This window comes from Nonomuraea sp. NPDC050691, assembly GCF_040654455.1.
GTDB lineage: Bacteria > Actinomycetota > Actinomycetes > Streptosporangiales > Streptosporangiaceae > Nonomuraea.
In genome coordinates, this window is sequence record NZ_JBFAIA010000082.1 from 1 (window position 1) to 26,510 (window position 26,510).

Genomic DNA, 26,510 nt, shown 5'->3' on the forward strand with positions numbered 1-26,510 from the left:
ACCGGGCCCGCACGCCCGCGGTTCGCCCACAAACCCAACCCCCCCCGGCTGCCGGAGGGCGGCCGGGCGGTGGGCGGGGGCGCGGGTCAGCGGTAGGTGTGCTCCTGGGCGGGGAAGGCGCCCGAGGCGACGTCCTCGGCGAAGGCGCGGGCCGCGCGGTCGAGGTCGCCGGCCAGGTCCCCGTACTGCTTGACGAACCTCGCCGGGCGCGGCGTGAGCCCCATGAGGTCCTGCCAGACGAGCACCTGCGCGTCCGTGGCGGGGCCGGCGCCGATGCCGATCGTGGGGATCGACAGGGACGTCGTCACCCGCTCGGCCAGCTCGGCCGGCACGCACTCCAGCACCAGCGCGAACGCGCCCGCCCGCTCCAGGTCCTTGGCGTCCTTCATCAGCTCCTCGCCCGACTCGCCGCGCCCCTGGACGCGGTAGCCGCCGAAGGCGTTGACGGACTGAGGGGTGAGGCCGAGGTGGCCCATGACCGGGACGCCGGCCGACACCAGCGTCTCGACCTGCGGCAGCACCCGATGGCCGCCCTCCAGCTTGACCGCGTGGGCCCCGGCCTCCTTCAGGAAGCGGGCCGCCGACTCCAGGGCCTGCGCCGGCGACGCCTGGTAGGAGCCGAACGGCAGGTCGGCCACCACGAGCGCCCGTGAGGAGCCGCGGACGACGCCGGCCGTCAGGGGCAGCAGGTCGTCCACGGTGACGGGGACCGTGGAGTCGTAGCCGTACACGACCATGGCCGCCGAGTCGCCGACGAGCAGCACCGGCACGCCCGCCTCGTCGAAGACCCGGGCCGTCATGGCGTCGTAGGCCGTCAGCATCGGCCACTTCTCGCGGCGCTCCTTGGCGGCCGCGAGGTCGCGGACGGTGACGCGCCGCCCGGTGGCGCCGCCGTACAGGGAGGTGGGGGTGGGTGGGGGCATGGCGGAAGAAGGCATGTCGAACGCTCCAGAAAGGTCTCGAGGCGCCCCAGTGGCGTACCCGGACCCTTCGATGATGCCACCCGCGAAATCCAGTGGCGAGACTGTCGGTGCCACTTGCCACAATAGGTGCGGAGGTAAGCAATCACCATGGCTCTCGAACCTTACCGGCGCCTGCTCCGGCTGCCCGGCGTCCGCACCCTGCTCCTCGTGGGCCTGCTGGCCCGCGTCCCGTCGACCGCGACGGGCATGGCGCTGACGCTGCACGTCGTCGAAGGCATGCGGCTCGGCTTCGGGCAGGCGGGGCTGGTCACCATGGCCAGCACGGTCGGCATGGCCGTCGGCTCGCCGTTATCCGGGAGGTTCGTCGACAGGCACGGGCTGCGCCCGGTGCTGGCCGTCACGACCGGCGCGCAGGCCGCGTTCTGGGCGGGCGCGTGGGCGCTGCCCTTCCCCGCGCTGGTGGTCGCGGCGGCGCTCTCGGGCCTGCTGGCGCTGCCGGTGTTCAGCGTGATCAGGCAGTGCCTGACGGCCATGGTGCCGCTGGAGCAGCGCCGCATGGGCTTCTCGCTCGACTCGATGATCGTCGAGCTGTCCTACATGACGGGGCCCGCGCTGGCCGTGGCCGGCGTCACCACGCTGGGCAGCGGCCCCACCATGGCCGTCATCGCCTGCGGCATGACGGCCGCCGGGCTCGGGCTGATCGCGCTCAACCCGCCGACCCGCTCGGCCGAGGAGCTCGCGAGCGAGCAGGAGCGGGTGCCGAGGCGGCGCTGGCTCACGCCCGGCCTGGTAGCGCTGTTCGGCACGGCCGCGGCGGCCACGTTCGTGCTGACCGCGAGCGAGCTGGCCCTCGTCGGCACCATGAAGAACGCGGGCGACACCGAGTGGGTGGGGCTCGCCGTCGCCCTGTGGTGCGTCTACTCCCTGCTGGGCGGGTTCGTGTACGGCGGGCTGAGCCGCGGGTTCTCGCCGCTGGGGCTCATCGCGGGCATGGGGCTGCTGACGGCGCCCGTGGGCCTGGCGGCCGGCGACTGGCGGTGGCTGGTCCTGGCGATGCTGCCCGCGGGCCTGCTGTGCGCGCCGGCGCTGTCGTCCACGGTCGAGGCCGTGAGCGGACGGGTGCCGGCGGCGGCGCGCGGCGAGGCCATGGGCCTGCACGGCACGGCCCTGCTGGTCGGTGGCGCCCTGTCCGCGCCGATCGCGGGTGCCGTCATCGACACGCACGGCCCGGCCTGGGCGTTCGCCGTGGCGGGCGCGGTGGGCGTCGTCATGGTGGCGGTCGCGGTGCCGTTCTGGCGCGGCCGCTCGGCCGAGGCCATCCCGGCGACGGCAGAGGAACCGGTCCCTGCCGCCGCGGCCCCCTGACACCGCGGCTCCGGACGCCGCGACCCCTGACACTGCGGCTCCCCGGCACCGCGGCTCCCTGCTCCACGACTCCAGTGACCCCAGGTGACCCGCGACCCCGTGACCCGGCGACCCCGTGACCCTGCGACCCGGCGACCCCGTGACCCTGCGACCATCTGAGCCCTGATCCCTTGCCCTGGGGTGCGCGCGACGCCATGGGCCGGCTGCGGTGACGTGCGGTCGCCCGGTTGTGGGACATCCGCCCGCGGACGCGCGCCCGTGGGCGGTCGCCCATCCGTGCCGGCGCCCATCCGTGCCGGCGCCCATCCAGGCCGTCGCTCGCTCAGGGGACGGTTGTCCCGAGCGCGCCCTTCCACGCGCCAGCGCCTGGGCGGGGGTGCCCCGCCGCAGGTCGCCCCCTGAAGCGGCGTCATGCGACGGAGCGTTCGCGCGGCCGGCGCAGGGCGGCGCACTTTCGAAACGGCACCGTTGCGTATCGGAATATCTTACGATACGCTCGCGTTGCGAAACCTTGACGTATCGAAATTGGAGTTCACATGGAAACCCACGCAGGCCATCCACGCCGGTGGACGATCCTCGGCGTGCTGGTCTTCAGCCTGCTGGCGGTCGTGCTCGACAACACCATCCTCAACGTGGCGATGAAGACCATCGCCGACCCCACCCATGGACTGGGCGCGACGCAGAGCGAGCTGGAGTGGGCGATCAACTCCTACACGCTGGTGTTCGCCGGGCTGCTGTTCACCTTCGGCGTGATCGGCGACCGCACCGGTCGCAAGCGGATGCTCTTCATCGGCATGGCGCTGTTCGGCCTGTCCTCGCTGGCCAGCGCCTACTCCCAGGATCCCACTCAGCTGATCATGGCCCGCGCGGCGATGGGCATCGGCGGCGCGGCGATCATGCCGGCCACCCTGGCCATCATCTCGAACGTGTTCCCCCCGGCCGAGCGCGGCAAGGCCATCGGCATCTGGGCGGGCGGCGTCGGCCTGGCCGTGGCCATCGGCCCCATCACGGGCGGCCTGCTGATCGAGCGGTTCTGGTGGGGCTCGGTGTTCCTCATCAACGTGCCGATCGTGATCATCAGCATGTTCCTGATCGGGTTCATCGTGCCCGAGTCGCGTGACCCCAAGCCGTCCAAGCTCGACCCGGTCGGCGTGCTGCTGTCGATCATCGGCCTCGTCGCGGTCGTCTACGGCATCATCCGCGGCGGCGAGCTGGCCACCATCACCGACGCCGAGGTCTACGTCCCGGCGCTCGTCGGCATCGCGGTGCTCGCGGTCTTCGCCTGGTGGGAGCGGCGCATCGACAACCCCGTCTTCGACGTCCGCAACTTCGGCAACGTCCGCTTCAGCACGGCCATCGGCATGATGGGCATGGTCTTCTTCGCGATGATGGGCGGGATGTTCTTCCTCACCTTCTACCTGCAGATCGTGCTCGGCTTCAGCCCGGTCCAGGCGGGAGCGCTGATGATCCCCTTCGCCGCGGCCCAGCTCATCTTCGCGCCGCTCAGCCAGCGCGTGAACCAGCGCTTCGGCGCCAAGCTCGCCTCCGGCGTCAGCATGGCCGTGATCACCCTGGTTCTCGCCAGCTACGCGTTCCTCGACCAGGACACCCCGGTCCTGCTCATCGAGGTGATCTTCTTCATCCAGGGCGCCGCGATGGCCAACATCATGCCGCCCGCCACCACCGCGATCATGGAGTCGCTGCCCCGCGAGAAGGCCGGCGTCGGCTCGGCCATGAGCAACACCGTCCGCCAGGTCGCCGGCGCGCTCGGCGTGGCCGTGCTCGGCTCGGTGCTGTCCTCCAGCTACCGCGGTGAGATCGCCCCGCACCTGACCGGCCTGCCCGAGGCCGTGCGGCACGCCGCCGGCGAGTCGCTCATGGCCACGGACGCCGTCGCCAAGGCGCTCGGCGCGCGCGGTCAGAGCCTGATGGAGCCCGCCTACGACGCGTTCATCCACGGCATGCACATCACCGCCCTGGTGTCCGCCGCGATCGCGCTGCTCGGCGTGGCCGTGGTCTTCCGGTGGATGCCCGGCAAGCCGGCCCCCGTACAGGAGGCCGAAACGAAGGAACCAGCGGTAGTGTGAGGCCGCGATGACGACGCAGGAGATGACGAACGGGACGGCCGGGCAGGCGACGGCGGGAGCCGGTCGCCCGGCGGGTCGTCCCCGCAGCGAGAAGGCCGAGAAGGCGATCATCGAGGCCACCCTCGACCTGATCGCGGAGGGCATGGGCGTGGCCGAGCTGTCCATCGAGGCGATCGCCTCGAGGGCCGGGGTCGGCAAGACGACCATCTACCGGCGCTGGTCCAACAAGGAGGACCTCGTCGCCGACTCCCTCGCCGCCCTCAAGGCCCCGCTGCCGCCCGTCAAGGGTGTCTCGGTGCGCGAGGACCTGATCACGCTCCTGGCGGCCATGCAGACGGAGGCGGGTCATGAGCGCACGCGATGCCTCATGAACATCGCCATGAGCGACGCCGACCGTTACCCGCGCCTCATGGGCCGGTTCGTCAAGACCGCCGTCGAGCCGCGCAAGCAGGCCGTGCGCGACGTGGTCCGGCGCGGGATCGACACCGGCGAGCTCCGGCCCGACGTCGACGTGGAGATGGCGCTCGGCATGCTCTCGGGGACCATGATCTGGTACACCAAGTGGGGCAACGGCGAGATCACCGACGACCTCGCCGAGCGCATCGTCGACCAGGCCCTGACCGGTCTGGCCGCCGACTGACCGCCCTCTCCCGCGCTTCCACGGCCGCCCCGGAGTCCGCTCCGGGGCGGCCGTCGTCGTTCCGGGGACGACCGCCAAGGAAGATCATCCGCCTCTAGGCAGAACGTGAGCCCTGTTCTAGTCTCGCGGCCATGCCCCCCTTACGCCCCTCGTCCCGGCCTCCCTCACACCGGCCCCCCTTACGCGCCCTGCTCCGTCGCGCCGGCTCCGTCGCCGCCCTGACCGCCGCCCTGACCGCCGCCCTGACCGGGGCCCTGCTGCTGCCCGCGGGCGTCGCCCTCGCCCACGAGGAACGGCCCGTCACCCTGCCGGACGGATCGGGCAGCGTGCCGGCGCTGCGCACCGGCGAGCCGGACCTGCTGGTGTGCAAGACCGACCAGGCGGACTTCGCCCGCCGCGTCGCCGGATTCCCCGCCGAGCTGCGCGAACGCAACCTGACGCTGTTCCGGCGGTGCCTCAAGGACGGCGTCAGGCACCTCCAGGAGGCGGTCGACAAGGTGGACCGGCCCGGGATGACGATCGCGATCCTGCCCGGCCTCTACCGCGAGGAGCCCAGCCAGGCCGCACCGGCCGGCGCCTGCGCGCGGCTGCCCGCCCGCTGGTCCACCTGGGGCTACCAGATCCTCACGTTCGAACAGCAGCGGCAGTGCCCCCACAACCAGAACCTCGTCGCCATCCTCGGCAAGAAGGACCTCCAGATCGAGGGCACCGGCGCCGGCCCGCTCGACGTGATCGTGGACGCCGAGTACCGCAAGCTGAACGCGATCCGCGCCGACCGCGCCGACGGCGTGTACTTCCGCAACCTCACCGCCCAGCGCACCACGTTCAACTCCCTGTACGTGCTGGAGACCGACGGGTTCGTCATCGACCGGGTCCTCACCCGCTGGAACGACGAGTACGGCTTCCTCACCTTCGCCAGCGACCACGGCCTGTACACCGACTGCGAGGCGTACGGCAACGGCGACGGCGGCCTCTACCCGGGCAGCGCCTCCAACCTCAACGACGGCCGCGGCCACGACGTCCCCCGCTACGCGATCGAGATCCGCCGCTGCCGCAGCCACGACAACGCGCTCGGCTACTCCGGCACCGCGGGCGACTCGATGTGGGTCCACGACAACGAGTTCTACGACAACATGGTCGGCGCCACGATGGACAGCCTCTGGCCCGGCCACCCCGGACTGCCGCAGAACCACGCCAGGTTCGAGAACAACAAGATCTACGACAACAACCGCGACTACTACCGCCACACCCGCGACGGCACGTGCGCCAAGCCGCCGGCCGAGCGCGGCTACGAGCGGGGCGTGGTCTGCTCCCAGGTCGGGGTCCCGCCGGGCACCGGCGTGATCGTCGCGGGCGGCAACTACAACGTCTTCAGGAACAACCAGGTGTGGGGCCACCGCGGGGCGGCGTTCCACCTGTTCGGGGTGCCCGCGTTCATCCGCGGCGAGACCCGCCTGCACAGGCAGGCCGACACCTCCGACTTCAACCGGTACGAGGGCAACGTGCTCGGCGTCGGCCCGGGCGGCGAGCGGCGGCCCAACGGCCGCGACGTGTGGTGGGACGGCCAGGGCACGGGCAACTGCTGGCAGGCGGGGGCCGGGCGGACCAGCCCGGCGGCGCTGCCGCTCTGCGCGGCCAAGGCGCCCGAGCTGTCCGGAGGGTCCGGCAGGTGGCTGGCCGAGCCGGTCAAGCTCACCAAGCTCTACCTGTGCGCGGACTTCAGCGCCCAGGCGGCGCGGCTGCCGGCGGGCTGCGACTGGTTCGGCGCGTCGGGGCTCGGCAAGGTGGAGACGCAGCTCGCGCTGGGCGGGTCGCTCGTGCTGGGGCTGCTGGCCGTGCTGTTCTGGGCGCGGGCGGGCCGCGCGGCGCGGCGGCGCCCCGGCGATCCGTCGCCCGGCGGGGTGGCGCCCGCCCGCCAGGAGCGGACCCGGCGCGGGCGCCGGCTCGTCGTCGCGGGGACCGTCCTCGGGCTGGCGGGGCTGGCGCTGGACGTGGTGGCGGCGGCCGTGGACGACACGCTGCTCGCGGGGGTGGCGCTGCTGCTCATGGCCGGGTGGTGGCTGTGCCTGGGCGCCGCGGTGCTGAGGGACCGGCGGGCGTTCGGCCGGCTGACGGTCGCGCTGGGCGTGCTGGCGCTGGCCGACGCCTACGACCGGCTGGTCCGGCTCATCCCGGTCATCCCGCTCGGGCCGGGCTGGATCCGGGGGCTCCTGGCCGGCGTGTGGGTGCTGGCGGCGGTCGTGGTGCTCGCCCCGCGCCGCGCCCCGGCCGCCGGGAAACCCGCCGTGGAGGCGGAGGTCCCGGCGTGAGGCGGCTGATCCGGGTCGCGGCCGTCGTGCTGGTGGCCGGGTGCGGGCCGCTGTCGCAGACGCACCACAACCCGGGCAACAGCCACGAGGTGGCCACCGTCCCGCCGGGCGGCCGGGCCGGTGAGGCGCGGGCGGATATCTCCGTACGGGCCGGACGGGTGAGCCCGCCGTCCGGCTGGCTGGAGGCGCGGCGCGGCCAGACGGTCGCCGTCACGGTCACCAGCGACGTCGCCGACGAGCTGCACGTGCACGGCTACGACCGCACGGCCGAGCTGCGGCCCGGGCAGCCGGTGACGGTGCGCTTCCGGGCGGACCTGACGGGGGTGTTCGAGGTGGAGACGCACAGGAGCGGCCTCGTCCTCACCCAGGTGGCCGTGCGGTGAGCGGCCTCGTCCTCACGCGGGCGGCCGTGCGGTGAGCGGCCTCGTCCTCCTCCAGGGGGAGATGGCGGCGGGCGTCCTGGCACACGGGGTGGGCGAGCGCGGCGACCTGCCGATCCCGCTCTTCTACGCCTACGCCGGGGCGGTCGCCGCGCTGGTCGTGTCGTTCCTGGCGCTCGGGCTGCTGTGGGCGGACTCCCGCTTCAGCGGCGACCGGGCAGGACGGGTGATCCGCGTGCGGCCCTCCGCCCGCCCGGCCCGGGTGGCGGCCCTGCTCGCCGCCCTCTACACCGCGGGCCGGCTGCTGCTGAGCCCGGCCGAGGGCAACGCCGGCCCGTACCTCGTGTACGTGCTGTTCTGGGTCGGCCTCGTCCCGGCGTCGCTGCTGTTCGGGCCGGTGTGGCGGACGGTCAGCCCGTTCCGGCTGCTGCCCGACCGGCCGCGCCGCCCGCTGCCCGCCCGCCTCGGGTACTGGCCGGCCGCCGCCGGGCTGCTCGCGTTCACCTGGACGGAGCTCGTCGCGCCGGAACCCGCCGCGCCGCCGACGCTGCTCGCCTTCGGCGCCGTGTACGCGGCGGCGCAGGTCGCGGGCACGCTCACGTACGGCCACGCCTGGCTGGAACGCGGCGACCCGTTCGAGGTGTACTCGACGCTGATCGGCCACCTGTCGCCGCTCGGCCGGCGCGAGGACGGCACGCGGGTGCTGCGCGGCCCGTTCGACGGCCTGGACGCCGTGCGGCCCGCACCGGGCCTGGTCGCGGCCGTGTGCGTGCTGCTGGGCGGCACCGGCTACGACGGCTTCTCCGGCGCGCCCGTCTGGGTGGACGCCCTCCAGGCGAGCCCGCTCGGCCGCACCGGGCTGGGCACCGTGGGCCTGCTCGCGGCGGTGGCCGGGGTGGCGCTGCTGTACGCGGCCTGCCTCGGCGTGGCCGGCCTCGTCGGCGGGACACGCGGCCTGGCCCCGCGCTTCGCCCACTCGCTGGTGCCCATCGCGCTCGGCTACCTGGTGGCCCACTACTTCTCGCTGCTCGTCTTCGAGGGTCAGCGGGCCGTCATCCTCGCCCTCGGCCTGGACCGGCTCGGCGTGGAGGTGAACCGGGACGTCGTCGGGCCCGGCACGATCGCCACGGTCCAGGTGGTGGCCATCGTCGCGGGCCACGTCGCGGGAGTCGTCGCGGCGCACGACCGCTCCGTCCGGCTGCTGCCGCCGGGGCGCGCGGTGGCGGGCCAGATCCCGCTGTTCGTCCTGATGCTCTGCTACACCCTCGGCGGCCTCACGCTCCTGTTCGCCGCGTGAGGCCGCCGGGGCCGGGGGAGAGGGCTCAGTTGTACGGGTTGTCGAAGGTGGCGGTCCTGCTGTGATAGGTGGCGACGTTCTGGTTGCTGAAGTGCACGCCGTCCAGCGTGAACGCCACGTTCGCCACGACGCCGCCGTGCTGGACCTCGGCGGAGATCAGGTACGCGTCGTAGCGGCACTGCGGTATCGAGACCGGACTGCCGCCGCCGGACCACGCCAGGCTGCGGGGCCCGCCGTTGACCGAGATCCACAGGTTCGGCTGGCTGTAGCTGGACTCGCGACACATGGCCAGGGAGTAGGCGTACTTCGTGTTCCCGTCGTCGAACTGCAGCGACCCGTACGCGCCGGCCAGCTTGACGCCCTTGGCGTAGACCTCCATGGTCACGGGGATCGGCGGGCCGTAGGCGGCGTGCGCCGGGGCGATCGGCAGTGACAGCGTGGCGAGCGCCACGAGGACGACGGTGACGGATCTGATCGCGTGACACAGCACGACCCTGACGCGTGCGGGCACGGCCCACTCTCCTTCCACCCGGGGCCTCCTGGTGACGTCCGGAGGTCGTCCCATCGTGCGGGGCCCGCGGCGCGGGCGGCGACCGGGCGGGGAATCAACCCGGCGCTAAAGCCTCGTCCCGCCCGTCCGAAGGACGAGCCTTCGGGCCGCCCGCACACCCGCCCACCGGCCCGGACGGCCCACGCCCGGCCCCGTCGCTCCGCCGGGACGGGCGCTGAAAGTTGCACCGCCCGGCCGGAGCCGTCCACGAGGGTGCTACCGCCGGACACGGCTTTCTGCTTCAATATCGCTATTGCAAATAACTCGCATTAAGCGATGATTCGTTGGAGGAGAGCGCGCCGATGGGCCAGTACACCCTTCCGGACATGCCGTACGACTACGCCGCCCTGGAGCCCGCCATCACCGGCGAGATCCTGGAGCTGCACCACGCCAGGCACCACGCCGCGTACGTCAAGGGCGCCAACGACACCCTCGAAAGGCTGGCCGAGGCGCGCGACAAGGGCGAGTTCGGCGGCCTGGTGGGGCTGGAGAAGACGTTCGCGTTCAACCTGTCCGGGCACGTGCTGCACACGATCTTCTGGCAGAACCTGTCACCCGACGGCGGCGACCGCCCCGACGGCGACCTCGGCGAGGCCATCACCGAGCACTTCGGCTCCTTCGACGCCTTCCAGAAGCAGCTCACCACCGCCACCGCCACCGTGCAGGGCTCCGGCTGGGGCGTCCTCGCCTGGGAGCCCCTGGGCCGCCGCCTGGTCGTCGAGCAGGTCTACGACCACCACGGCAACGTCGGCATGAACACCACCCCGCTGCTCGTCTTCGACGCCTGGGAGCACGCGTACTACCTGCAGTACCGCAACGTCCGCCCCGACTACGTCGAGAAGCTCTGGGGCCTGATCAACTGGAACGACGTCATCTCCCGGTTCGACGCCGCCCGCGGCGCCTGACCCCTGTGCAGGCGGCGCCCGCCCGGCCCGAGCTTGGTCCGCGGGGCCGGGCGGGCGCCGCTCCCGGTCATCCGGCTCCTCCTCACCCGGCGGCGGGGGAGGCGATGACGACGGTGACGTCGGCGCTCTCGTCGCCGGTGCGGTAGCGGTGCGGCGCGTCGCCGGCGAAGGCCAGCATGTCGCCGGGACCCAGGTCACGCGGGTCGTCGGCGGGACCGGCGAGCAGGCGGCCGGAGGCCACGAGCAGGTGCTCGGTGGTGCCGGGCGCGTGGGGCACGCCGTCGACCGAGGCGCCCGCCGGGAGGCGCAGCCGCCAGATCTCCAGGCTGTGGCCGCCGCTGATGCGCCGCAGCAGCTCGCGCGTGGGCTCGCCGGCGGCGGCGGGCGTCGAGGGGAGATGGACGGTGCCGGGGCCGGCGTGGCGGGCGAGCAGGTCGGTGAGGGGGACGGCCAGGGCGACGGCGATGGCGTCCAGGGTGTCGACGGTGGGGTTGCCCAGGCCGGCCTCCAGCTGCGACAGCGTCGCCTTGCTCAGCCCGGTCCGCCGGGCCAGCTCGGCCTGGCTCATCCCGCGCTGCAGGCGCCGGCGCTGGATCTGGGCGCCGGCCGCGGCGGCGGCGCCGCTGGCGGGCCGCCGGTCGCGGCCGGGGACGGCGGTCACCGAACCGTCCCGCAGGAGAGCGGCCCCGAGGTGAGAGGCGTGCCGGAGAGTTCCCCGGAGGAGAGCGACCCGAGGGGCAGGGGGCCGGCGGTGAGCGGCCGGTGGGAGGCGGAGTAGGACACGCGGACGCGGCCCTTCTTCAGCTTCACGCCCGAGATCGTCACCTCCGCCAGGTCGCCGAGGGCGCGCACGTGCGTACCCCCGCACGGAGCGGCGTGCAGGTCGCCCAGCCGGATGACGCGGCGGCCCTCGGCATCGCGCCCGGCGGTGACCGGGAGGTCATCGGCGACGGCGGCGGCCACGAACGCGCGCAGCCGGTCGGCGGCCTGGTCCCGCTCCTCGGGGCCGGCGAGGGACTCGCCGGTCGCCGGCGCGGTGAGCTCGATGCGCGCCTGGCCGGGGAAGTGGTTGCTGCCGGCCATGCCCCAGCCCTCGGCCCGGGTCGCCGCCTCCACCAGGTGGCCGGCGGTGTGCAGCGCGGCGTGCAGCAGGCGCAGATCCACGTCGACCCTGGCTTCGACGAGGTCGCCCTCCGTCAGGTCGCCGAGCCCGGGGCCGGCGTCGTCGCGGGCCCGCAGCACCACCAGACCGGTCGCGGCGTGGCGCACGGGCGTCACCTCGCACGCGCCCACCCGGCCGTGGTCGGCGGGCTGGCCGCCGCCCTGGGGGTGGAAGATGTTCCGCCGCAGCGCGACCCACGCCCCGCCGTCCTCGTCACGCCCGGCCGCGGCCACGGGGCTGCTGATGGCGGTCAGGTACGTGTCCTCCAGGTAGAGGGATTCCTGGTGGGTGTCGATTTGCTGAACCATACGTTCACTCTAGCAAACGCCCATGGACGCGTCCTCGTGCTCCCATGTCTCCGTGGCGGTGCCGCTCCCTGCGGGCCGTCGTGGTCCCCGGCGCTGGACATGCGCGACGGGGCCGAGCGGCAGGTGTCAGCGCGGGCGCTCGTTCCGGTTCTCGTCGCGCACCATCTTGAGGACCGTCTCGATGAGCAGGAAGCCCATGCTGAAGACGACCGCTACGGCGATCAAGAGAATGAGAAAGAAGCCGATGTTCATGAGATCCCCCAAAACTCCAGCGTAATCCTCATTTCGGTCGCCGGCGGGGATCGGTTGCCTTCGGCTTCCGGGCCTACCAGGTGACCGGCAGTTCCACGTATCCGCTGGTCAGTGACCCCGTCCGGAGCCGGAGCCGATCGGCGGGCACCGCCAGGCGCAGGTCCGGGGAACCGGCTCACCCGACGCCGGTTCACCCGACGCCGGTCCTCTCGACGCCGGGGCGGCCGCCGGGCGGATCGCGCCGGCGGTGCGCGGCGTCATCGCGGCCGCCGCGAAGGAGCTGTGAGAATCCATCCCGTGATCGGCGAAGGGACGAAGATGGACATGGGTGACGCCTTGCCGGGTGACGAGGCCGGGCGGCTGGAGGAGGCGCTGGCGACGGTCGTCGGTGACCTCGATCCCGAGCTGCGCAGCCGGTACGCGTTCCAGGTCATCCTCGTGCCCGGTGGCGGCGGGCCGTACGTCGGCCTGAGCGACGGCAAGTACTGGAGCGGCGGCACGGCCCTGTGGGGCGGCGACGAGGGATCGGCCCTCCTCTCGGTCGCGGAAGGGCTGCAGGAGTGCCTCATGGAGGTCTGCCGGGTGGTCTGGCCGGAGTGCCCGCGGCACCGGTTCGGGCTGCACGCGCGGGGGAGCCGTGAAGGCGTGGTCTGGGCGTGCGAAGGCCCGCGGCCCCACGTGGTGGCGCCGGTCGGAGCGCTGCCGCAGCCGTCGCGCCGCCTCGGGGGCCGGTCGTGACGATCCGTTCGCCCGCCTGGACGTGCACCGGGGGACGGTGATCGTCCGGGCCGCCCAGGCGAGGCGGATGTCCGCGAACCCGGACGCCCCGGGGACGCCGTTGACAAACGGCGTTGGGCAGCATGCAATATATTGCATGCCGGTTCCGAAGAGACGTGGGGAAGTCTCCCGATCCCTCCTGCGCGACGACGCCTACCGGGCGATCCGCGACGCCATCGTCGACGGCACCCTGGCCCCCGGCGAGCGCCTCAGCGACGGCGACCTCGTGGAGTGGCTCGGCGTCAGCCGCACCCCCGTCCGGGAGGCGCTGGCGCGGCTGGAGCAGGCCGGTCTCGTGCGCACCAAGCCCGGCCGCTACACGATCGTCAGCCCGCTCGACGTGCGGGCCGCCCGCGCGGCCCGGTCCGTGACGGCCGCCATGCACGAGCTCGCGGTACGCGAGGCGCTGCCCGGCCTGTCGGCCGCCGAGCTCGACGCCATGCGCGCGGCCAACGAGCGCTTCGCCGGCGCGCTGCGCCGCGACGACGTCGAGGCGGCGATCGCCGCCGACGACGACTTCCACGGCGTCCTGGTGACCGCCAGCGCCAACGCCGCCATCCGCTCCGTCCTGGAGCAGTTCACGCCGATGCTGCGGCGGCTGGAACGGCTGCGCTTCTCCTCGCTGAGCGGCCGGCGCTCGGTGGCGCAGCACGAGCGGATCATCGCGCTGTGCGAGGCGGGCGACGCCGAGGGGGCGGCGGCCGCCACCCGCGCCAACTGGGAGACCCTCGAACCCCTCCTCGACGCCCTGCTCGACGGCTTCCCTGGCGGCGCCGAGCCATGACATACCAGGCAAGGAGTGACAGATGTCCCTCGACAGCTTTCCGCGCTACCCGCTGCTGTTCGGGCCCAGCCCCGTCCACCCGCTGGACCGGCTGAGCGACCACCTCGGCGGCGCCCGCGTCTGGGCCAAGCGAGAGGACTGCAACAGCGGCCTGGCGTTCGGCGGCAACAAGACCCGCAAACTGGAGTACCTCGTCGCGGACGCCCTGGCCCGCGGCGCCGACACCCTCGTCACCATCGGCGGCGTGCAGTCCAACCACACCCGCCAGGTCGCCGCGGTCGCCGCGAAGGCCGGGATGAAGGCCGTGCTGGTGCAGGAGAGCTGGGTGGACTGGCCCGACGCGGTCAACGACAAGGTCGGCAACATCCTGCTGTCCCGGATCATGGGCGCGGACGTGCGGCTGGTCGAGGCGGGCTTCGGCATCGGGTTCAAGGAGAGCTGGCAGCAGGCCCTGGACGACGTCCGGGCGGCCGGCGGCACCCCGTACGCGATCCCGGCCGGGGCCTCCGACCACCCCCTCGGCGGGCTCGGCTTCGCCGGCTGGGCGGAGGAGGTACGGCGGCAGGAGGAGGAGCTGGGCGTCTTCTTCGACACGATCGTGGTGTGCAGCGTGACCGGCAGCACCCAGGCGGGCATGATCGCCGGCTTCGCCCGCCAGGACCGTCCCCGGCGCGTCCTCGGCGTCGACGCCTCGGCCAAGCCCGCCGAGACCCGCGCCCAGGTCGAGAAGATCGCCCGCGCGACGGCTGAGCTGACCGGCCTCGGCCGCGAGCTGCGCGACGACGAGATCACCCTGCTGGAGGGCTGGGCCGGCGACCTGTACGGCGTGCCCGTCCAGTCCACCGTGGACGCCATCCGGCTCACCGGCCGCCTCGAAGGCGTGATCCTCGACCCGGTCTACGAGGGCAAGTCCATGGCGGGCCTGATCGACCTCGTGCGGGACGGCGCGATCCCGCGCGACTCCACGGTGCTGTACGCCCACCTCGGAGGCCAGCCCGCCCTCAACGCCTACAGCGGGGTCTTCCGCTGACGCGCCGGCCTTCCCTCAGGGCTCAGAAAGTTCCCTCAGAACGCGGACCTTGTCTCAGGAGGCAGAAGGAAAGCAGGCGGTGACGCCGTCCACTCCGGCGCCCGCAGGGTGTCGAGGGCGGCGACGATCTTCCGTTCCTCGTAGGTGAAGTGCGACTCCACGAGGGCGGCGAGGCCGTCGAGCTCGCCGCGCAGGCGCCGCGCCTCCGCTGTGCCGGCCGTGGCGAGGTCGTCGAGGAGGCCCTGGAACGTCCGCAGCATGGCGCTGACCTGGCCGTGGTCGCGGGTCAGCTCCTCCAGGACGGGCCGCAGCTCCGGTGCGTGCTCGGCGAGGGCGGGGAAGGCCACGGTGTCCTCGCCGGTGTGGTGGCGTTCGAGGGCCGAGCAGAAGGCCAGGCAGTGGGCCCGCAAGTCTTTCGGCCGCTCGGCCCGGCCCTCGAGATGGGCGTCGAGGTCGTGGCGCAACCGGGCCAGCTCCTCGCGGAGCCGGCGGTGAACGTCGATCAGCTGGTTCCCGAACGCCGTGAGCCGGTCGCCGGGGGTGGTGGTGGGTCGCATGGAAGTCCCATGGTCCGGCGCCTCCATGTCCTCGGCGGTCTGCTTGCCGGGTACACCGCGACGCTGAGGCCGGATTCCATCACCCCGGGCGGCGCGCGGTCAACTCCGTGCCCGGCCGGGCTCTCCGGTCAGCCGGCCCAGGGAGTGCATTGGCCGTTGTTCGCGCAGTACCGGTACTTGAGGTTCCAGAAGGCGGTGCTGCCCGCGTTGATGATGCTCGAGCGCCCGTAGACGGCCTCGGGTCCGCCCAGGTTGCTGCACCTGCTCGGCGTGCAGAACGGGGCGACGACCCAGTACCGCGTTCCGGGGCCCGAATAGCAGAACCCGTTCACGACGTGGCCGTCACTCGTGCCTATCGCCGGCAGGCAGTTGAAGGCGACGGCGGCTTCGGCCGCCGGCCCGGCGGAGATGCCGGCTCCGGTGAGCGCTGTCGCCATGGCCGCCGCCGTGATCAGGTTCTTCATCGACTTCCTCAGCAGCATGATGTCCCTTTCCGGTCGGATTCGTCCGAGGTTCCCCCTGTGCTTCATGCTCAGGTGTCCGGATGAACCCGACCAGGACATCAGGAGGGCATGTGCCGGGCATTTCCCGCCGGTGCCGCGGCCGTCATCGGATCCTGGCGAGGTCGATCAGGTAGAGCCGGTCGGCCAGCGTGTAGCTGAGGAGCCGGCCGGTCGGGTCGGAGGACGGCATCATGATGCTCTGCCCCTCGCCCTGGATGCCGAGGTCGCCCGACGCGCCGGTGTCCACGTCGTAGAGTCCCACGCCCTCAGGAGCGCGGTCGCCGTACGACGAGGCGAAGAAGCGGTCCTGTGCCGGCGGCTCGCCCACGACGATCCCCTCGGGCAGGGCCTTGTACGCGGAGCCGTCCCGGTGCCGGAGGAAGCCCCGGCCCTCGGCCGTCCGGCCGTAGCAGAGCGTCACGCCGCAGAACATGATCTCCTCGCCGGCCTCGGTGACGGCCGTCCTGGTCTCGCCGGTCTCGACGTTCACGATCCGGGCGTACTCGGTGCCGTGGGGCTCGCCGCCCCGCCCGGGCGCGCCGATCCAGGGCCAGGTGAGCACGTGCATCCCGGCCCCTCCCTTGACCGGCTCGACCGGGCCGCCCGCGACGGGGACGGAGAAGACCCCGCCGGTGTAGAGCGAGAACACGATCTTGTCGCCGGCCACGGCCAGAGCGTCGATCCCGCTGCCGTCACCCTCCTTGATGCTCTGGGTGCCGACGAGCCGCGCCTTACCGCCGTCCACGGGCACGGTCCACAGGCGTGCGACGCGGTCCTTGGACCCGGTCCACCATGCCAGGTGTCCGTTCCCCGCGATGAAGCCGTTGGCGAAGCCGTTCCTGTCCGGGTCCGGCATGGTGACGATCTCGCGTTCCGCGCCCTTGTCCAGGTCGTAGGCGTACAGGGCGGCCGCCACCCCGTCGTCCGCCGTCGACGTCACCATCAGCAGCGTGCGATCGTCGATCAGCCCGGCCGGCCGCCACGACAGGCCGCCGGGCCCCTTCGCCGGTAGCACCCGCACGGCCTGCGGCCAGACCTTCTCCACGGGCGCGACCGGCTTGTCGGACAGCGGCCCTGAGGCCGGCACTGCGGTGATGGTGTCGCCGCCGCGCGTCACGGTGAACGTCCCGCTCGCGGCCAGGACGACCGCCGCGGCGGCCAGCGCCACCCGGGCCCGCCGCCTCCTGCGCCGGTGGACGCCTTCGAGCCGCTCGGCCAGCAGCGCGGGCAGCCGGGGCGCGTGGCCCTCGGCCTGGCCGAACGTCCTGCGCAGCGTCTCCTCGACCTCGGTCATCGTAGGTTCCCCCTGGTCATCGGCTCGGCAGGCGCGGCGGCGCGGAGTTTGTCCAAAGCGCGCGCGGCCTGGCTGCGCACGGTTCCGCGCGAGATCCCCAGCACGGCGGCGATCTCGGCGTCGTCGAGCTGCTCGTAGTAGCGCAGCACCAGCACCGCGCGCTGCTTGCGCGGCAGGCCGGCCAGCGCCTGCCACATCCGGCGCTCGTCGCCGCCGGGCAACTGGTCGTGGTGTTCGAGCTCCGGCAGATCCCAGGCGAGCAGCTCGCGCCGGCGCAGCCGCCAGGCGGCGATGTGCAGCCTGGCCATCGTGGTGCGCGCGTAGCTCTCGGGGTTCTCCTTGCGCCGCAGCCGGGGCCAGGCGGCACGCAGCTTCAGCAGCGCCTCCTGGACGAGGTCGGCCGCGTCGTGCGGATTGCCGGCCAGCATGTAGCCGTAGCGCAGGAGCGCGTCGCCGCGTTCGGCGACAAACTCCGCGAAACGGGAGTCTGCGTCCAACAGTCGTCGCCCTTCGTCGTTCCTTCACATCTCAGAGGGACGAGGAAGGGAAACTGTTGCACGGGTAGCCTCCCACCAGGGGCGGAAGCCCATTCCGAGCCGGTCAGGTGGTTTCCCGCCAGCGGTTGGTGATGGGCAGGCGGCGGTCGCGGCCGAAGTTCTTCGGGGTGATCTTCGGCCCCGGCGGGTACTGGCGCCGCTTGTACTCGGCCAGGTCCACCAGCCGGATGATCCGCGCCACCAGCTCCGGGTCGTGCCCCGCCTCGATGAGCTCGCCCGAGCCCATGTCCTTCTCGACGTAGTCGTCGAGGAGCCGGTCCAGCACCTCGTACGGCGGGAGCGAGTCGGTGTCGCGCTGGTCGGGACGAAGCTCGGCGCTGGGCTCCTTGGTGATGGAGTTCTCCGGCACGGGACGGTCGGCGCGCAGCAGGAACGACGGGTCGGTGTGCTCGTTGCGCCACCGGGAGAGCTCCCACACCATCGTCTTCGGCACGTCCTTGATCGGGGCGAAGCCGCCCGCCGAGTCGCCGTAGAGGGTGGAGTAGCCGGTGGCCAGCTCGCTCTTGTTGCCGGTGGTGAGCACCAGGTGTCCGTGTTCGTTGGACAGGCCCATGAGGATCATGCCGCGGACGCGGGCCTGGAGGTTCTCGGCGGCCAGGCCGGACAGCTCGATCTCCTTCTCGAACGCGTCCACGATGTCGGCGATGGGCACGACGCGGGCGTTGACGCCCTGGCGGCGTACCAGTTCCTCGGCGTCGGCGAGGGAGTGGTCGGAGGAGTAGCGGGACGGCATGAGCACCACGTGGACCCGGTCGGGGCCGACGGCGTCGGAGGCGATGGTCGCGGTCAGCGCCGAGTCGATGCCGCCGGACAGGCCGAGGATGACCGACTGGAAGCCGTTCTTGGCCACGTAGTCGCGCACGGCCAGCACGAGCGCCGAGTAGACCTCGGCGTGCAGGTCGAGCCGCTCGGCGACGACCGGGGGCTCCGGCTCGTAGGGCGGGACGGGGTCGGACGACAGCACCAGCCGCTCCACGGTGATCGTGGACCCGTCGCCGGCGTCGAACGGGTACCTGCCGGGTTCGGCGTCGGACACCGGCAGGTCGAGGTCCACGGTGAGCAGCTCCTCCCGGAACTGCCCGGCCCGCGCGACCAGCTCGCCGGAGGCGTCCACGACCAGTGAGTCGCCGTCGAAGACCAGCTCGTCCTGGCCGCCGACCTGGTTGGCGTACACGAGGGCGCACCCGGCCTCGCGCGCCCGCCGCGCGCAGAGCTCCAGCCGGACGTCGTCCTTCTCCTTCTCGTACGGCGAGGCGTTCGGCACGACGAGCAGCCCGGCGCCGGCCCGGCCGACGACGGACACGGGGCCGCCCTCCTGCCAGAGGTCCTCGCAGACGGCGACGGCCACGTCGACGCCGTGCAGCCGGAAGACGGGCAGCCGGTCGCCGCGGACGAAGTAGCGGTACTCGTCGAAGACGCCGTAGTTGGGCAGGTGGTGCTTGGCCGTGCAGGTCACCACCTCCCCGCGGTGGAGGAGCGCGGCGGCGTCGAGCGGCGCGCCCTTGGGCTGGCCGACGCGCGGCGCCAGCCCGGCCCGGTCGACGTATCCGACGACCACGGGCAGCTCGCCGAGTCCCTCGTCGCGCAGCCGGGCGGCCGTCTCCCGGAGCGCGCTGATGCTGGCGTCCACGAACGACGTGCGCAGCACCAGGTCCTCGACGGGGTACCCGGTGAGGAACATCTCGGTGAACACCACGAGGTGGGCGCCGCGTTCGGCGGCGTCGCGGGTCCACGCGACGAGCTTGCCCGCGTTGCCGCTGAGGTCTCCTACGGTGGGGTTGGTCTGTGCCAGGGCGATGCGCAGTTGAGCCACGTGACCAGCCTAATACGCCATGATTTTCGGCATCCGGGCGGCGAGGAGCGGGTCATCTCGTGATCACGGTGCCCGGGGTGACCAGGCCGGACTCGTAGGCGGCCACGACGAGCTGCGCCCGGTCGATCAGCCCGAGGTGGTCGAGCAGCGCCGTCACCTCCGCGGCCACGGCCGGCTCGGGCAGGGCGAGGGTCTGCGCGATCTGCTGGTTCGTCAGGCCGCGGGCCACCAGCTTGAGCACGTCGATCCGCTCGTCCGGCAGCCCGGCCAGCGCCGGGGGAGAGGCCGGGTCGGTACGGCCGGCGAACCCGGCGATGACCCGCGTCGTGACGGCCGGGTCGATCAGCGCGTCACCGGCCGCGGCGGCCCGGATCGCGGCCACGAGCTGCTCCGGAGGGGACGTCTTCAGCACGAACCCGCTCACGCCCGCCCGCAGCGCCGCGTACAGGTTCTCGTCGCTGCCGAACGTGGTCATCACGATCACCTTGGGCGGCCGTTCGTCGGCCAGGATGCGGCGCGCCGCGGCCAGGCCGTCCAGGCGCGGCATCTGGATGTCGAGCAGCACCACGTCGGGGCGGGTGCGCCGGGCGAGCGCGATCGCCTCCTCGCCGTCGGCGGCCTCCCCGGCGGGCTCCAGCCCGGCCTCGTCGCTCAGCACGGTACGCATCCCGGCCCGTACCAGGGCCTGGTCGTCGGCCACGAGCACCCGCAGCGCCGGCCCCTGCGCCTGCGGCTGGACGGCGGAGGCGGCGGAAACGGGGACGGGCGGCGGCGGGGCCGCGGAGGCGGCGGGCTCCTCCAGGCGCTGGGCGAGCATGTCGCCCTCCAGCCGTTGCAGCCCGCTCGTCAGGTCCAGCCCCAGCTCGTCGCGCCAGATCGCGCGGGCCCGCCGAAGCGCGCCGAGCGCGTCGCCCTGCCGGCCCGTCCGGTACAGGGCCAGCGCCAGCAGCCGCCACGCCTCCTCGCGCAGCGGGTACGCCGAGGCGTGCGCCTCCAGGTCGGCGACCAGCGCCGTGGCCCGGCCGAGCGCGAGGCCCGCGCCGGCGCGCCGCTCCACGGCGATGAGCCGCAGCTCCTCCAGCCGGCCCGCCTCCGTGACCGCCCAGGTCAGGTCCGAGAACTCGGCGAGCGCGGGTCCCCGCCACAGCGCGAGCGCCGCGTCCATGGTCTCCCACACGCGCGCCGCGTCGCCGTCGGACTGCACGAGGTCCTCGAACCTCCAGGCGTCCACCTGGCCGGCCGTGGCGCGCAGCGCGTAACCCCGGGCGGCCGACACGAGCACCCCGGCCTCCTCGCGAGGCGCGCGGCCGGGTTCGAGCGCGCGGCGCAGGCGGGAGACGTACCCCTGGAGGGTCGACAGCGCCTGCGCGGGCGGGTCGCCGGGCCACAGATCGTCGATGAGCATGGTCACGGGCACGGCGCGCCCGCCGGCCACGAGCAGGCGGGCGAGCACCGCCCGCTGCCGCTGGCCGCCGAGGTCGAGGGGGACGCCGTCGGACCAGGCGTGGAACGGTCCCAGCGCGGTGAATGTCAGCATGGCAGAGGTAAGCGTAGAGCCCTTTGCCACCGGGGTATATGGCGATCTTCTACAGTGCTTCGCGAGCGGGCGGAGAACGGCTTCACGGCCGAAGCCCGGCGGCTCTCCCGGCGGAAGCCCGAAGTGCGCGTCACAGCGGGAGGTCCGCGCGGACCACGGTGCCGCCGCCCTCGCGCGGCCGGACCACGCAGGTGCCGCCCAGCTCGGCGGCCCGCTCGCGCATGGACGACAGGCCGACGCCCGCCCGCGCGTCCGGCGGGACGCCGCACCCGTCGTCGGTGACGGTCACCCGCAACACGGTGCCCCGTCGGGAGCCGGCCCCGGTCGAGTCGCCCGTGGAGTCACCCGGGAAGGCGCCGCGCCGCAGCGCCACGTCGATCCGGGTGGCGCCGGAGTGCTTGCGGGCGTTCGTCAGCGCCTCCTGCACGATGCGGTACGCGGCCACCTCGACGGCCGCCGGCAGGCCGGTGAGGTCGCCGGACGCCTCGACCGGCGCGCCGGTCAGCTCCTCGACGGCCCCGGCCAGGCCCAGTTCGTCCAGCGCGGGCGGGCGCAGGCCGTACACGAGCTGCCTGATGTCGCCGGTGACGGCGTCCATGCCGTCGCGCAGGCTCGTCAGCAGCCGCGCGGCGCGCTCGGGGGAGGAGCGCAGGGTCACGCGGGCCGCGTTGATCGACATGGCCATCCCGCTGAGCGACTGCCCCAGCCCGTCGTGCAGGTCGCGGCGCAGCCGCCGCCGTTCCTCCTCGCGCGCCGTGAGGATCCGCTCGCGTGAGCGCTGGAGCGCGGCCGTCAGCCGGACGGCGTGCGCTGCGTCGGCGATGAACGGCGTGAGCGTCCCGAGCACCCGCTCGTCGTGCGCGGCCGGGAAGCGGCGCCGGTCCGTCGGGCCGACCAGCAGCAGGCCGACCGGCTCGCCGTGCCACACCAGCGGCACCGTACGGGCCGGGGCGCCGAGCGTGCCCGTCACCGTCACGGCGCCGTCCACCTCGACGGCCACGCCCGTCACGGACAGCCCGTCGCGCAGCACCTCCAGCGTGGCCAGCAGCCCGTGGCCGGGGTCGGCGAGCTGGAGGCGCAGCTTGAGCCGGTCGGCCAGCGCGTCCGGGTCGCCGGTGCTGCCGTAGAGCAGGCGGTCCACGCCCCGCAGGAACAGCCGGCGCATCGGGTGGAAGAAGGCCCCGGCGAACAGCGCCGCCGCGAGGCCCGCCACCCGGTCCACCCCCGACAGGAACAGGCTGGACGCCGCCCCGGCCGCCAGGTAGACGCCGCCGATCACCACCGCCAGGCCGGTCCCGACCAGTGCCCGGCTGATCAGCGTGTCGATGCCGAACAGCCGGTACCGCAGGATCGCGACCGCGATCGCCGCCGGGATGAGCGGGATCCCCAGCGACGCCAGCCACCAGAACGGGTCGCCGAGCATCCACGGGAGGAGCAGGCCGGGCAGCGTCACCAGCAGCCACAGCAACTGCCGTCGTTCGACCGCGTCCCCCCTGGCGAACCGCACGGCCAGCGACACGAACGCCAGTCCCATGGCGGCGGCGACCGTCCAGTGGGCCGCGTCCCGCAGGGGATGGCTGCGGACGTGCACGGCGGCCCAGTCGAGGGCCAGGCCGGCCAGGGCCAGCCCCGCCACCCACCCCCACCTCCTGGTCAGCAGCCTCCCGCTCGGGTAGAGGAGCGGCAGGAGGATGCCCAGGGCCAGCTCGCCGGCCTGCCAGGTGACGTTCACGATCGGCCAGTTCAGCGGCGGGCCGTCGATGAGCAGGTTGAGGTTCGCGGACAGGATGTTGGCCGCCGAGGCCAGCCCGCCCACCACCAGCAGCCACCCGATGACCAGGCGCGGCCTGCTGTGGACGAGGACCGCGCCGAACACCGGGAACGCGGTCCCCGCGACGTCCTCGGGGGCGAACGGCAGCGGCGTGTACGACGGCTGCGGGAGCCGGGCGGTCACCCAGATGTTGGTCAGCTCGAAGACGACGGCCAGCGAGGCCAGGCCGATCGCCGCCCCCCGCGCCCGTGCAGCGTGGCGCATCCCCACCCGTCCTCCCACCCCGGTGACCCTGCTGTTGCTCGGGGAGGAAGGTATCGGACGGGTGCCACCATCCGATCAAAGGTCGTTCAACATCCCCTGAACGTCATTCGGGCCGTACGGCTGTCGGGAGACGAGGGAGGTCCGGGGCCGTGTGCGATCGCCGGCTCGCGGACCTCAGACGTCCGGGTCAGCGGCGGCGGATGGCGGGGCCGAGGGCGAGCATGCCGGCCGCCGCCGCCAGCCCCAGCCCGCCGACCGTGAACCACAGCGCCTCCGGCCCCACCCCCAGCAGCACCCCGCCGAACAGCGGCGCCAGCATTGAGGCCACCGACCAGGCGAACCCCGACAGCCCCGCGTACCGGCCGCGCAGATGGGCGGGCGCCAGCCGGGCCACCACGGTCCCCGCGATGCCGGCCGTCATGATCTCCCCGGCCGTCCACACCACGATCGTCACCGCCAGCCCCACCACCGAGGTGACGAACGCGGTGAGCCCGAATCCGACCGCCATGACCACCAGCCCCAGGGCCATCATCCGTGCCGGGTCGCGCCGCCCCAGCCATCCGGACACCAACGGCTGCGCCAGAACGATGATCACCCCGTTCAGCGCCATGGCCAATCCGAACTCGCCGGCCGGCAGCCCCACGGTCTCGGTCATCGCGACCGGCAGCATCGTCACCGTCTGGGCGTACATGAGCGTGTTGCCCAGCATGACCAGCGTGAACGCGACCATGAGTCGGTCGCGCAGCACCACACCGAACCCGCCGGCCGTCTCGCGCTCGGCCGGCCGGGTCTCCGGGACGGCCCGCCACACCAGCGCGGCGAAGGCCACGCAGGTGGCCGCGTCGATCCAGAACAGCCAGGAGAAGCCCATGCTCGCCAGCCGCCCGCCGGCGGTCATGCCGAACGCGTACCCCAGGTTGATCGCCCAGAACAGCAGCCCGTAGGCGCGGGGACGCTCCTCGGGGGAGACGAGGTCGGCGACCAGCGCGTTGGACGCGGGACGGTAGGCGTCGATCACCAGGCCGAGCACGAACATCGCCGCCGTGATCATGGCGAGCGACGAGCTCGCGCCCAGCCACAGCATCGCGGCGGCGGTGGCCAGCATGCCGCCCGCCAGCGTGGCGCGGCGGCCGATCCGGTCGGCCAGGACGCCCGCGATCAGCTGGGACACCAGCGAACCGGCGCCGAACACGGCCATCACGACCCCGGCCGCGGCCACGGGCATACCGCGCTCCTGCGTGAGGTAGACGCCGGTGAACGGCGTGACCATGGTCCCCAGGCGGTTCACCAGCGTGCCGCCCCACAGCGCCCAGAACGGGCGCGGCAGCCCGCCGAACGCGGACCGCAGGAAACCGGGCTTCTCAAGAACGGGGGTGCTCACAGGTCAAGAGTGATGACCCGAGCGGCGACGAGCCAACGATTTAGGGCACACTAAAACGTATGGCGGTGACCTGGGTGCTGAAGCCGGAGGACGTGGCGCGGATCAGGTTCGCGTTCTCGCCGTTGTGGGAGCTGGTGGCCAGCCTGCGGACGCTGCGCGACCCGGCCCGGCAGTCGGTCCACCTGCCGTGGGTCAAGGGCGTGCGGCCCCGCCTGGCCGGGCTCGACATGGAGGAGCTGTTCGCGCTCGTGCCCCCGGACGGCTACCTGGCGGACTTCATCACCCCGCCGCCGGACACGCCGCTCCCCGACTTCGCGAGCGAGATCGACGCGGTGCGGCGCACCCCGCCGGAGCGGGCGAGCGCCGAGGCGGCCCGGGTCGTGGGCTCCGACCCGGCGGTGATCGAGCGGTTCCGCGCCGACCCGGCGGCCGGGGTGGCGCGGGTGGCCGACGCGCTGGAGGCGTACTGGGAGACATGCCTGGCGGAGTTCTGGCCGCGCGTGTACGCGCTGCTGGAACGCGACATGCTGCGCAGGTCGCGGCTGCTGGCGAAGGGCGGGGCGCGGGAACTGTTCGCCGGGCTCGACCCGGCCGTGTCGTGGACGGGGGAGCGGCTCGTCATCGAACGGCCCTGGACCTGCAAGCCCCATGACACGATCGGCCCGCTCCACGGCGACGGGCTGGTGCTGGTGCCCAGCGCGTTCTTCTGGCCGGGCACGGCCGTCATGTCCGAGCCGTACCAGTCGATGCTCGTCTACCCGGTGTCCGGCGTCGGCACGCTCTGGGAGGAGGGACCGCCGCCCGTCCCCGGCGCGCTCGCCGCGCTCATCGGGCGCAGCCGGGCGCAGATCCTGCTCGCGCTGGCCGAGCCGGCCACCACCTCGGCGCTGGCCGAGCGGATGACGATCTCCCGCGGCGCCGTCAGCCAGCACCTCGGCGTGCTCAGCGACAGCGGCCTGACCGTGGGGCTGCGCGTCGGCAAGGAGGTCGTCTACCGGCGCACCTCGACGGGTGACACCCTCGCCCTCCACGCCTCCTGACCCCGCGACTCACGGGGACGCGTACCGGGTGGACTCCACCAGCCAGTCGATGTGCGCGCGCGGGGCCGCCAGGTACGCGCACGCGACCTTGCTCACGTCCCGGGCCGCGCGCGGCCCCAGCTCGTCGAGCGGCAGCCGCCGGGCCGCCCGCGTCATGTCCTGGCACCGCTCGGCGATCCGGTCGAGCACCCAGGCCACCGCCTGCGGCTCCGCCAGCCCCAGCTCGGCCGCCGCGACCACCACCATGTTGTGCCCGTCGCCGCGTTCCTTCGCCCGGGAGGCCACGTCGTTGCACCACGCCGTCACGTCGTTGCAGGCGTCCACCAGCTCCCGCCACGCCTCGCAGCCCTGCAGCCAGGCCGGCACCTCCACCCGCAGGCACGGCTCGACCAGGTCGAAGACGTACGGGCCGGCGGTCGCCCGGCGCAGCGCCGGATACTGGCGCAGCGTCGGCACGCGGCCCGCCGCGCGGTTGGCCGCCTGCGCGCGGCAGGCGTCGTGGTGGCGGCGCAGGTTCGCGGCGAACCTGGCCCGCCACTGGTCGCTCATCCGCGCGCTCGTCACCCGCCACAGGTCCGCGAACGCCGCCTCCAGCGGATGTGCCGAACGGCCCTCCAGCAGCCCCTGGAAGATCTCCAGCCGGGCGGGCCCCTCGTCCATCTCGTCGTCCAGGTGGAACAGCCACGTCAGCCACTGCGCGAACAGCGCCGCCGCGGCGGCGTCGAACTCGGCCAGCGCCCGCCCGGCGATCCGGTGGAACCCGACGCCCGGGTCCGCCTCCAGGCCGGTGCGCCGCGCCCAGTCGATCACCGCCGCCTCGATCGCGTACACGGCCGGGTGCATCCGGCACGGGGCGGCCAGCGCCGGCACCCGCTCCGTCAGCGCCAGCAACGCCGAGGGGCCGCCGTCCGGGGGAGGGCCGGCCGGACGCCGGTCCGCCTCACCCGCCCGCGGGGCGGGGGCCAGCGGCTTCCACTGCAGCACGGACCGCAGCGCGGTCCTCACGGTCGCGATCACGGCGATG

The 26,510-nt window shown here is 73.5% G+C and carries 25 protein-coding genes; 11 read left to right on the top strand and 14 right to left on the bottom strand.

The features are described from left to right. Nucleotides 1-86: 86 nt before the first annotated feature. Entirely contained in the window at nucleotides 87-938 is an 852-nt protein-coding gene (panB, locus tag AB0H81_RS26095; protein ID WP_358379622.1) for a 3-methyl-2-oxobutanoate hydroxymethyltransferase, read from the bottom strand. Nucleotides 939-1,070: 132 nt separating this feature from the next. On the opposite strand from panB, the gene AB0H81_RS26100 reads away from it, so the two are divergent. The 6 genes from AB0H81_RS26100 (at nucleotide 1,071) to AB0H81_RS26125 (ending at nucleotide 9,001) form a co-directional block, all read left to right on the top strand. Continuing rightward, nucleotides 1,071-2,288 (top strand): MFS transporter, encoded by a 1,218-nt coding sequence (locus AB0H81_RS26100; protein ID WP_358379625.1) that lies wholly within the window; start codon nucleotides 1,071-1,073, stop codon nucleotides 2,286-2,288. 536 nt (nucleotides 2,289-2,824) lie between these two features. Then, entirely contained in the window at nucleotides 2,825-4,375 is a 1,551-nt protein-coding gene (locus AB0H81_RS26105; protein WP_358379628.1) for an MFS transporter, read from the top strand. A 7-nt stretch (nucleotides 4,376-4,382) separates the two neighbouring features. Continuing rightward, nucleotides 4,383-5,015: a TetR/AcrR family transcriptional regulator gene (locus AB0H81_RS26110; protein ID WP_358379631.1), complete on the top strand. Its 633-nt coding sequence runs from the start codon at nucleotides 4,383-4,385 to the stop codon at nucleotides 5,013-5,015. Nucleotides 5,016-5,146: 131 nt separating this feature from the next. Then, nucleotides 5,147-7,324: a right-handed parallel beta-helix repeat-containing protein gene (locus tag AB0H81_RS26115; protein WP_358379634.1), complete on the top strand. Its 2,178-nt coding sequence runs from the start codon at nucleotides 5,147-5,149 to the stop codon at nucleotides 7,322-7,324. Further along, the gene (locus AB0H81_RS26120) at nucleotides 7,321-7,707 is read left to right on the top strand and encodes a hypothetical protein (protein WP_358379637.1); all 387 of its coding nucleotides are present in this window, start codon (nucleotides 7,321-7,323) and stop codon (nucleotides 7,705-7,707) included. Before AB0H81_RS26115 ends, AB0H81_RS26120 begins: the two co-directional genes overlap by 4 nt. A gap of 31 nt (nucleotides 7,708-7,738) precedes the next feature. Beyond that, nucleotides 7,739-9,001 (top strand): hypothetical protein, encoded by a 1,263-nt coding sequence (locus AB0H81_RS26125; protein ID WP_358379640.1) that lies wholly within the window; start codon nucleotides 7,739-7,741, stop codon nucleotides 8,999-9,001. A gap of 25 nt (nucleotides 9,002-9,026) precedes the next feature. On the opposite strand, the gene AB0H81_RS26130 is transcribed toward AB0H81_RS26125, so the two are convergent. Next, entirely contained in the window at nucleotides 9,027-9,512 is a 486-nt protein-coding gene (locus AB0H81_RS26130) for a hypothetical protein (RefSeq protein ID WP_358379642.1), read from the bottom strand. A gap of 341 nt (nucleotides 9,513-9,853) precedes the next feature. Here AB0H81_RS26130 and AB0H81_RS26135 point away from each other — a divergent pair, with 341 nt between their 5' ends. Further along, a complete protein-coding gene (locus AB0H81_RS26135; protein WP_358379645.1) occupies nucleotides 9,854-10,456 on the top strand; it encodes a superoxide dismutase in 603 nt (200 codons plus the stop codon). A gap of 82 nt (nucleotides 10,457-10,538) precedes the next feature. On the opposite strand, the gene AB0H81_RS26140 is transcribed toward AB0H81_RS26135, so the two are convergent. From AB0H81_RS26140 to AB0H81_RS26150, 3 genes are all read right to left on the bottom strand, one after another. Continuing rightward, nucleotides 10,539-11,117 (bottom strand): helix-turn-helix domain-containing protein, encoded by a 579-nt coding sequence (locus tag AB0H81_RS26140; RefSeq protein ID WP_358379647.1) that lies wholly within the window; start codon nucleotides 11,115-11,117, stop codon nucleotides 10,539-10,541. After that, nucleotides 11,114-11,926 carry a hypothetical protein gene (locus AB0H81_RS26145; RefSeq protein ID WP_358379650.1) on the bottom strand — a complete coding sequence of 271 codons (813 nt, stop codon included), beginning with the start codon at nucleotides 11,924-11,926 and terminating at the stop codon, nucleotides 11,114-11,116. The genes AB0H81_RS26140 and AB0H81_RS26145 overlap by 4 nt, the downstream gene beginning before the upstream one ends. Nucleotides 11,927-12,052: 126 nt before the next feature. After that, nucleotides 12,053-12,178: a hypothetical protein gene (locus AB0H81_RS26150; RefSeq protein WP_358379653.1), complete on the bottom strand. Its 126-nt coding sequence runs from the start codon at nucleotides 12,176-12,178 to the stop codon at nucleotides 12,053-12,055. 282 nt (nucleotides 12,179-12,460) lie between these two features. On the opposite strand from AB0H81_RS26150, the gene AB0H81_RS26155 reads away from it, so the two are divergent. From AB0H81_RS26155 to AB0H81_RS26165, 3 genes are all read left to right on the top strand, one after another. Further along, on the top strand, nucleotides 12,461-12,916 hold the full coding sequence (locus AB0H81_RS26155; protein ID WP_358379655.1) for a hypothetical protein: 456 nt from the start codon (nucleotides 12,461-12,463) through the stop codon (nucleotides 12,914-12,916). Between the two features lie 136 nt (nucleotides 12,917-13,052). Further along, nucleotides 13,053-13,739 (top strand): GntR family transcriptional regulator, encoded by a 687-nt coding sequence (locus tag AB0H81_RS26160; protein ID WP_358379658.1) that lies wholly within the window; start codon nucleotides 13,053-13,055, stop codon nucleotides 13,737-13,739. Nucleotides 13,740-13,761: 22 nt separating this feature from the next. Continuing rightward, nucleotides 13,762-14,769: a 1-aminocyclopropane-1-carboxylate deaminase gene (locus AB0H81_RS26165; RefSeq protein WP_358379661.1), complete on the top strand. Its 1,008-nt coding sequence runs from the start codon at nucleotides 13,762-13,764 to the stop codon at nucleotides 14,767-14,769. Nucleotides 14,770-14,804: 35 nt separating this feature from the next. On the opposite strand, the gene AB0H81_RS26170 is transcribed toward AB0H81_RS26165, so the two are convergent. The 8 genes from AB0H81_RS26170 to AB0H81_RS26205 all read right to left on the bottom strand — a co-directional run bounded on the left by AB0H81_RS26170 (nucleotide 14,805) and on the right by AB0H81_RS26205 (nucleotide 24,446). Further along, a complete protein-coding gene (locus AB0H81_RS26170; RefSeq protein WP_358379664.1) occupies nucleotides 14,805-15,326 on the bottom strand; it encodes a hemerythrin domain-containing protein in 522 nt (173 codons plus the stop codon). 128 nt (nucleotides 15,327-15,454) lie between these two features. Beyond that, complete coding sequence (locus AB0H81_RS26175) at nucleotides 15,455-15,808, bottom strand: hypothetical protein (protein ID WP_358379666.1); 354 nt, start codon at nucleotides 15,806-15,808, stop codon at nucleotides 15,455-15,457. A 124-nt stretch (nucleotides 15,809-15,932) separates the two neighbouring features. Further along, nucleotides 15,933-17,123, bottom strand: a complete 1,191-nt coding sequence (locus AB0H81_RS26180) for a hypothetical protein (protein WP_358379669.1) — start codon at nucleotides 17,121-17,123, stop codon at nucleotides 15,933-15,935. Beyond that, entirely contained in the window at nucleotides 17,120-17,620 is a 501-nt protein-coding gene (locus AB0H81_RS26185; RefSeq protein ID WP_358379672.1) for a SigE family RNA polymerase sigma factor, read from the bottom strand. Before AB0H81_RS26185 ends, AB0H81_RS26180 begins: the two co-directional genes overlap by 4 nt. Nucleotides 17,621-17,723: 103 nt before the next feature. Then, nucleotides 17,724-19,493, bottom strand: coding sequence for an NAD+ synthase (locus AB0H81_RS26190; protein ID WP_358379675.1), 1,770 nt, complete (start codon nucleotides 19,491-19,493; stop codon nucleotides 17,724-17,726). Between the two features lie 52 nt (nucleotides 19,494-19,545). Continuing rightward, the gene (locus tag AB0H81_RS26195; protein ID WP_358379678.1) at nucleotides 19,546-21,030 is read right to left on the bottom strand and encodes a BTAD domain-containing putative transcriptional regulator; all 1,485 of its coding nucleotides are present in this window, start codon (nucleotides 21,028-21,030) and stop codon (nucleotides 19,546-19,548) included. Nucleotides 21,031-21,160: 130 nt separating this feature from the next. Beyond that, nucleotides 21,161-23,065 (bottom strand): sensor histidine kinase, encoded by a 1,905-nt coding sequence (locus AB0H81_RS26200; RefSeq protein WP_358379681.1) that lies wholly within the window; start codon nucleotides 23,063-23,065, stop codon nucleotides 21,161-21,163. A gap of 187 nt (nucleotides 23,066-23,252) precedes the next feature. Continuing rightward, on the bottom strand, nucleotides 23,253-24,446 hold the full coding sequence (locus AB0H81_RS26205) for an MFS transporter (RefSeq protein WP_358379684.1): 1,194 nt from the start codon (nucleotides 24,444-24,446) through the stop codon (nucleotides 23,253-23,255). 59 nt (nucleotides 24,447-24,505) lie between these two features. Here AB0H81_RS26205 and AB0H81_RS26210 point away from each other — a divergent pair, with 59 nt between their 5' ends. Then, nucleotides 24,506-25,486: a DUF5937 family protein gene (locus AB0H81_RS26210; protein WP_358379687.1), complete on the top strand. Its 981-nt coding sequence runs from the start codon at nucleotides 24,506-24,508 to the stop codon at nucleotides 25,484-25,486. A 9-nt stretch (nucleotides 25,487-25,495) separates the two neighbouring features. Here AB0H81_RS26210 and AB0H81_RS26215 read toward each other — a convergent pair whose 3' ends face one another. Further along, a complete protein-coding gene (locus AB0H81_RS26215) occupies nucleotides 25,496-26,503 on the bottom strand; it encodes a terpene synthase family protein (protein ID WP_358379690.1) in 1,008 nt (335 codons plus the stop codon). Between the last annotated feature and the right edge of the window lie 7 nt (nucleotides 26,504-26,510).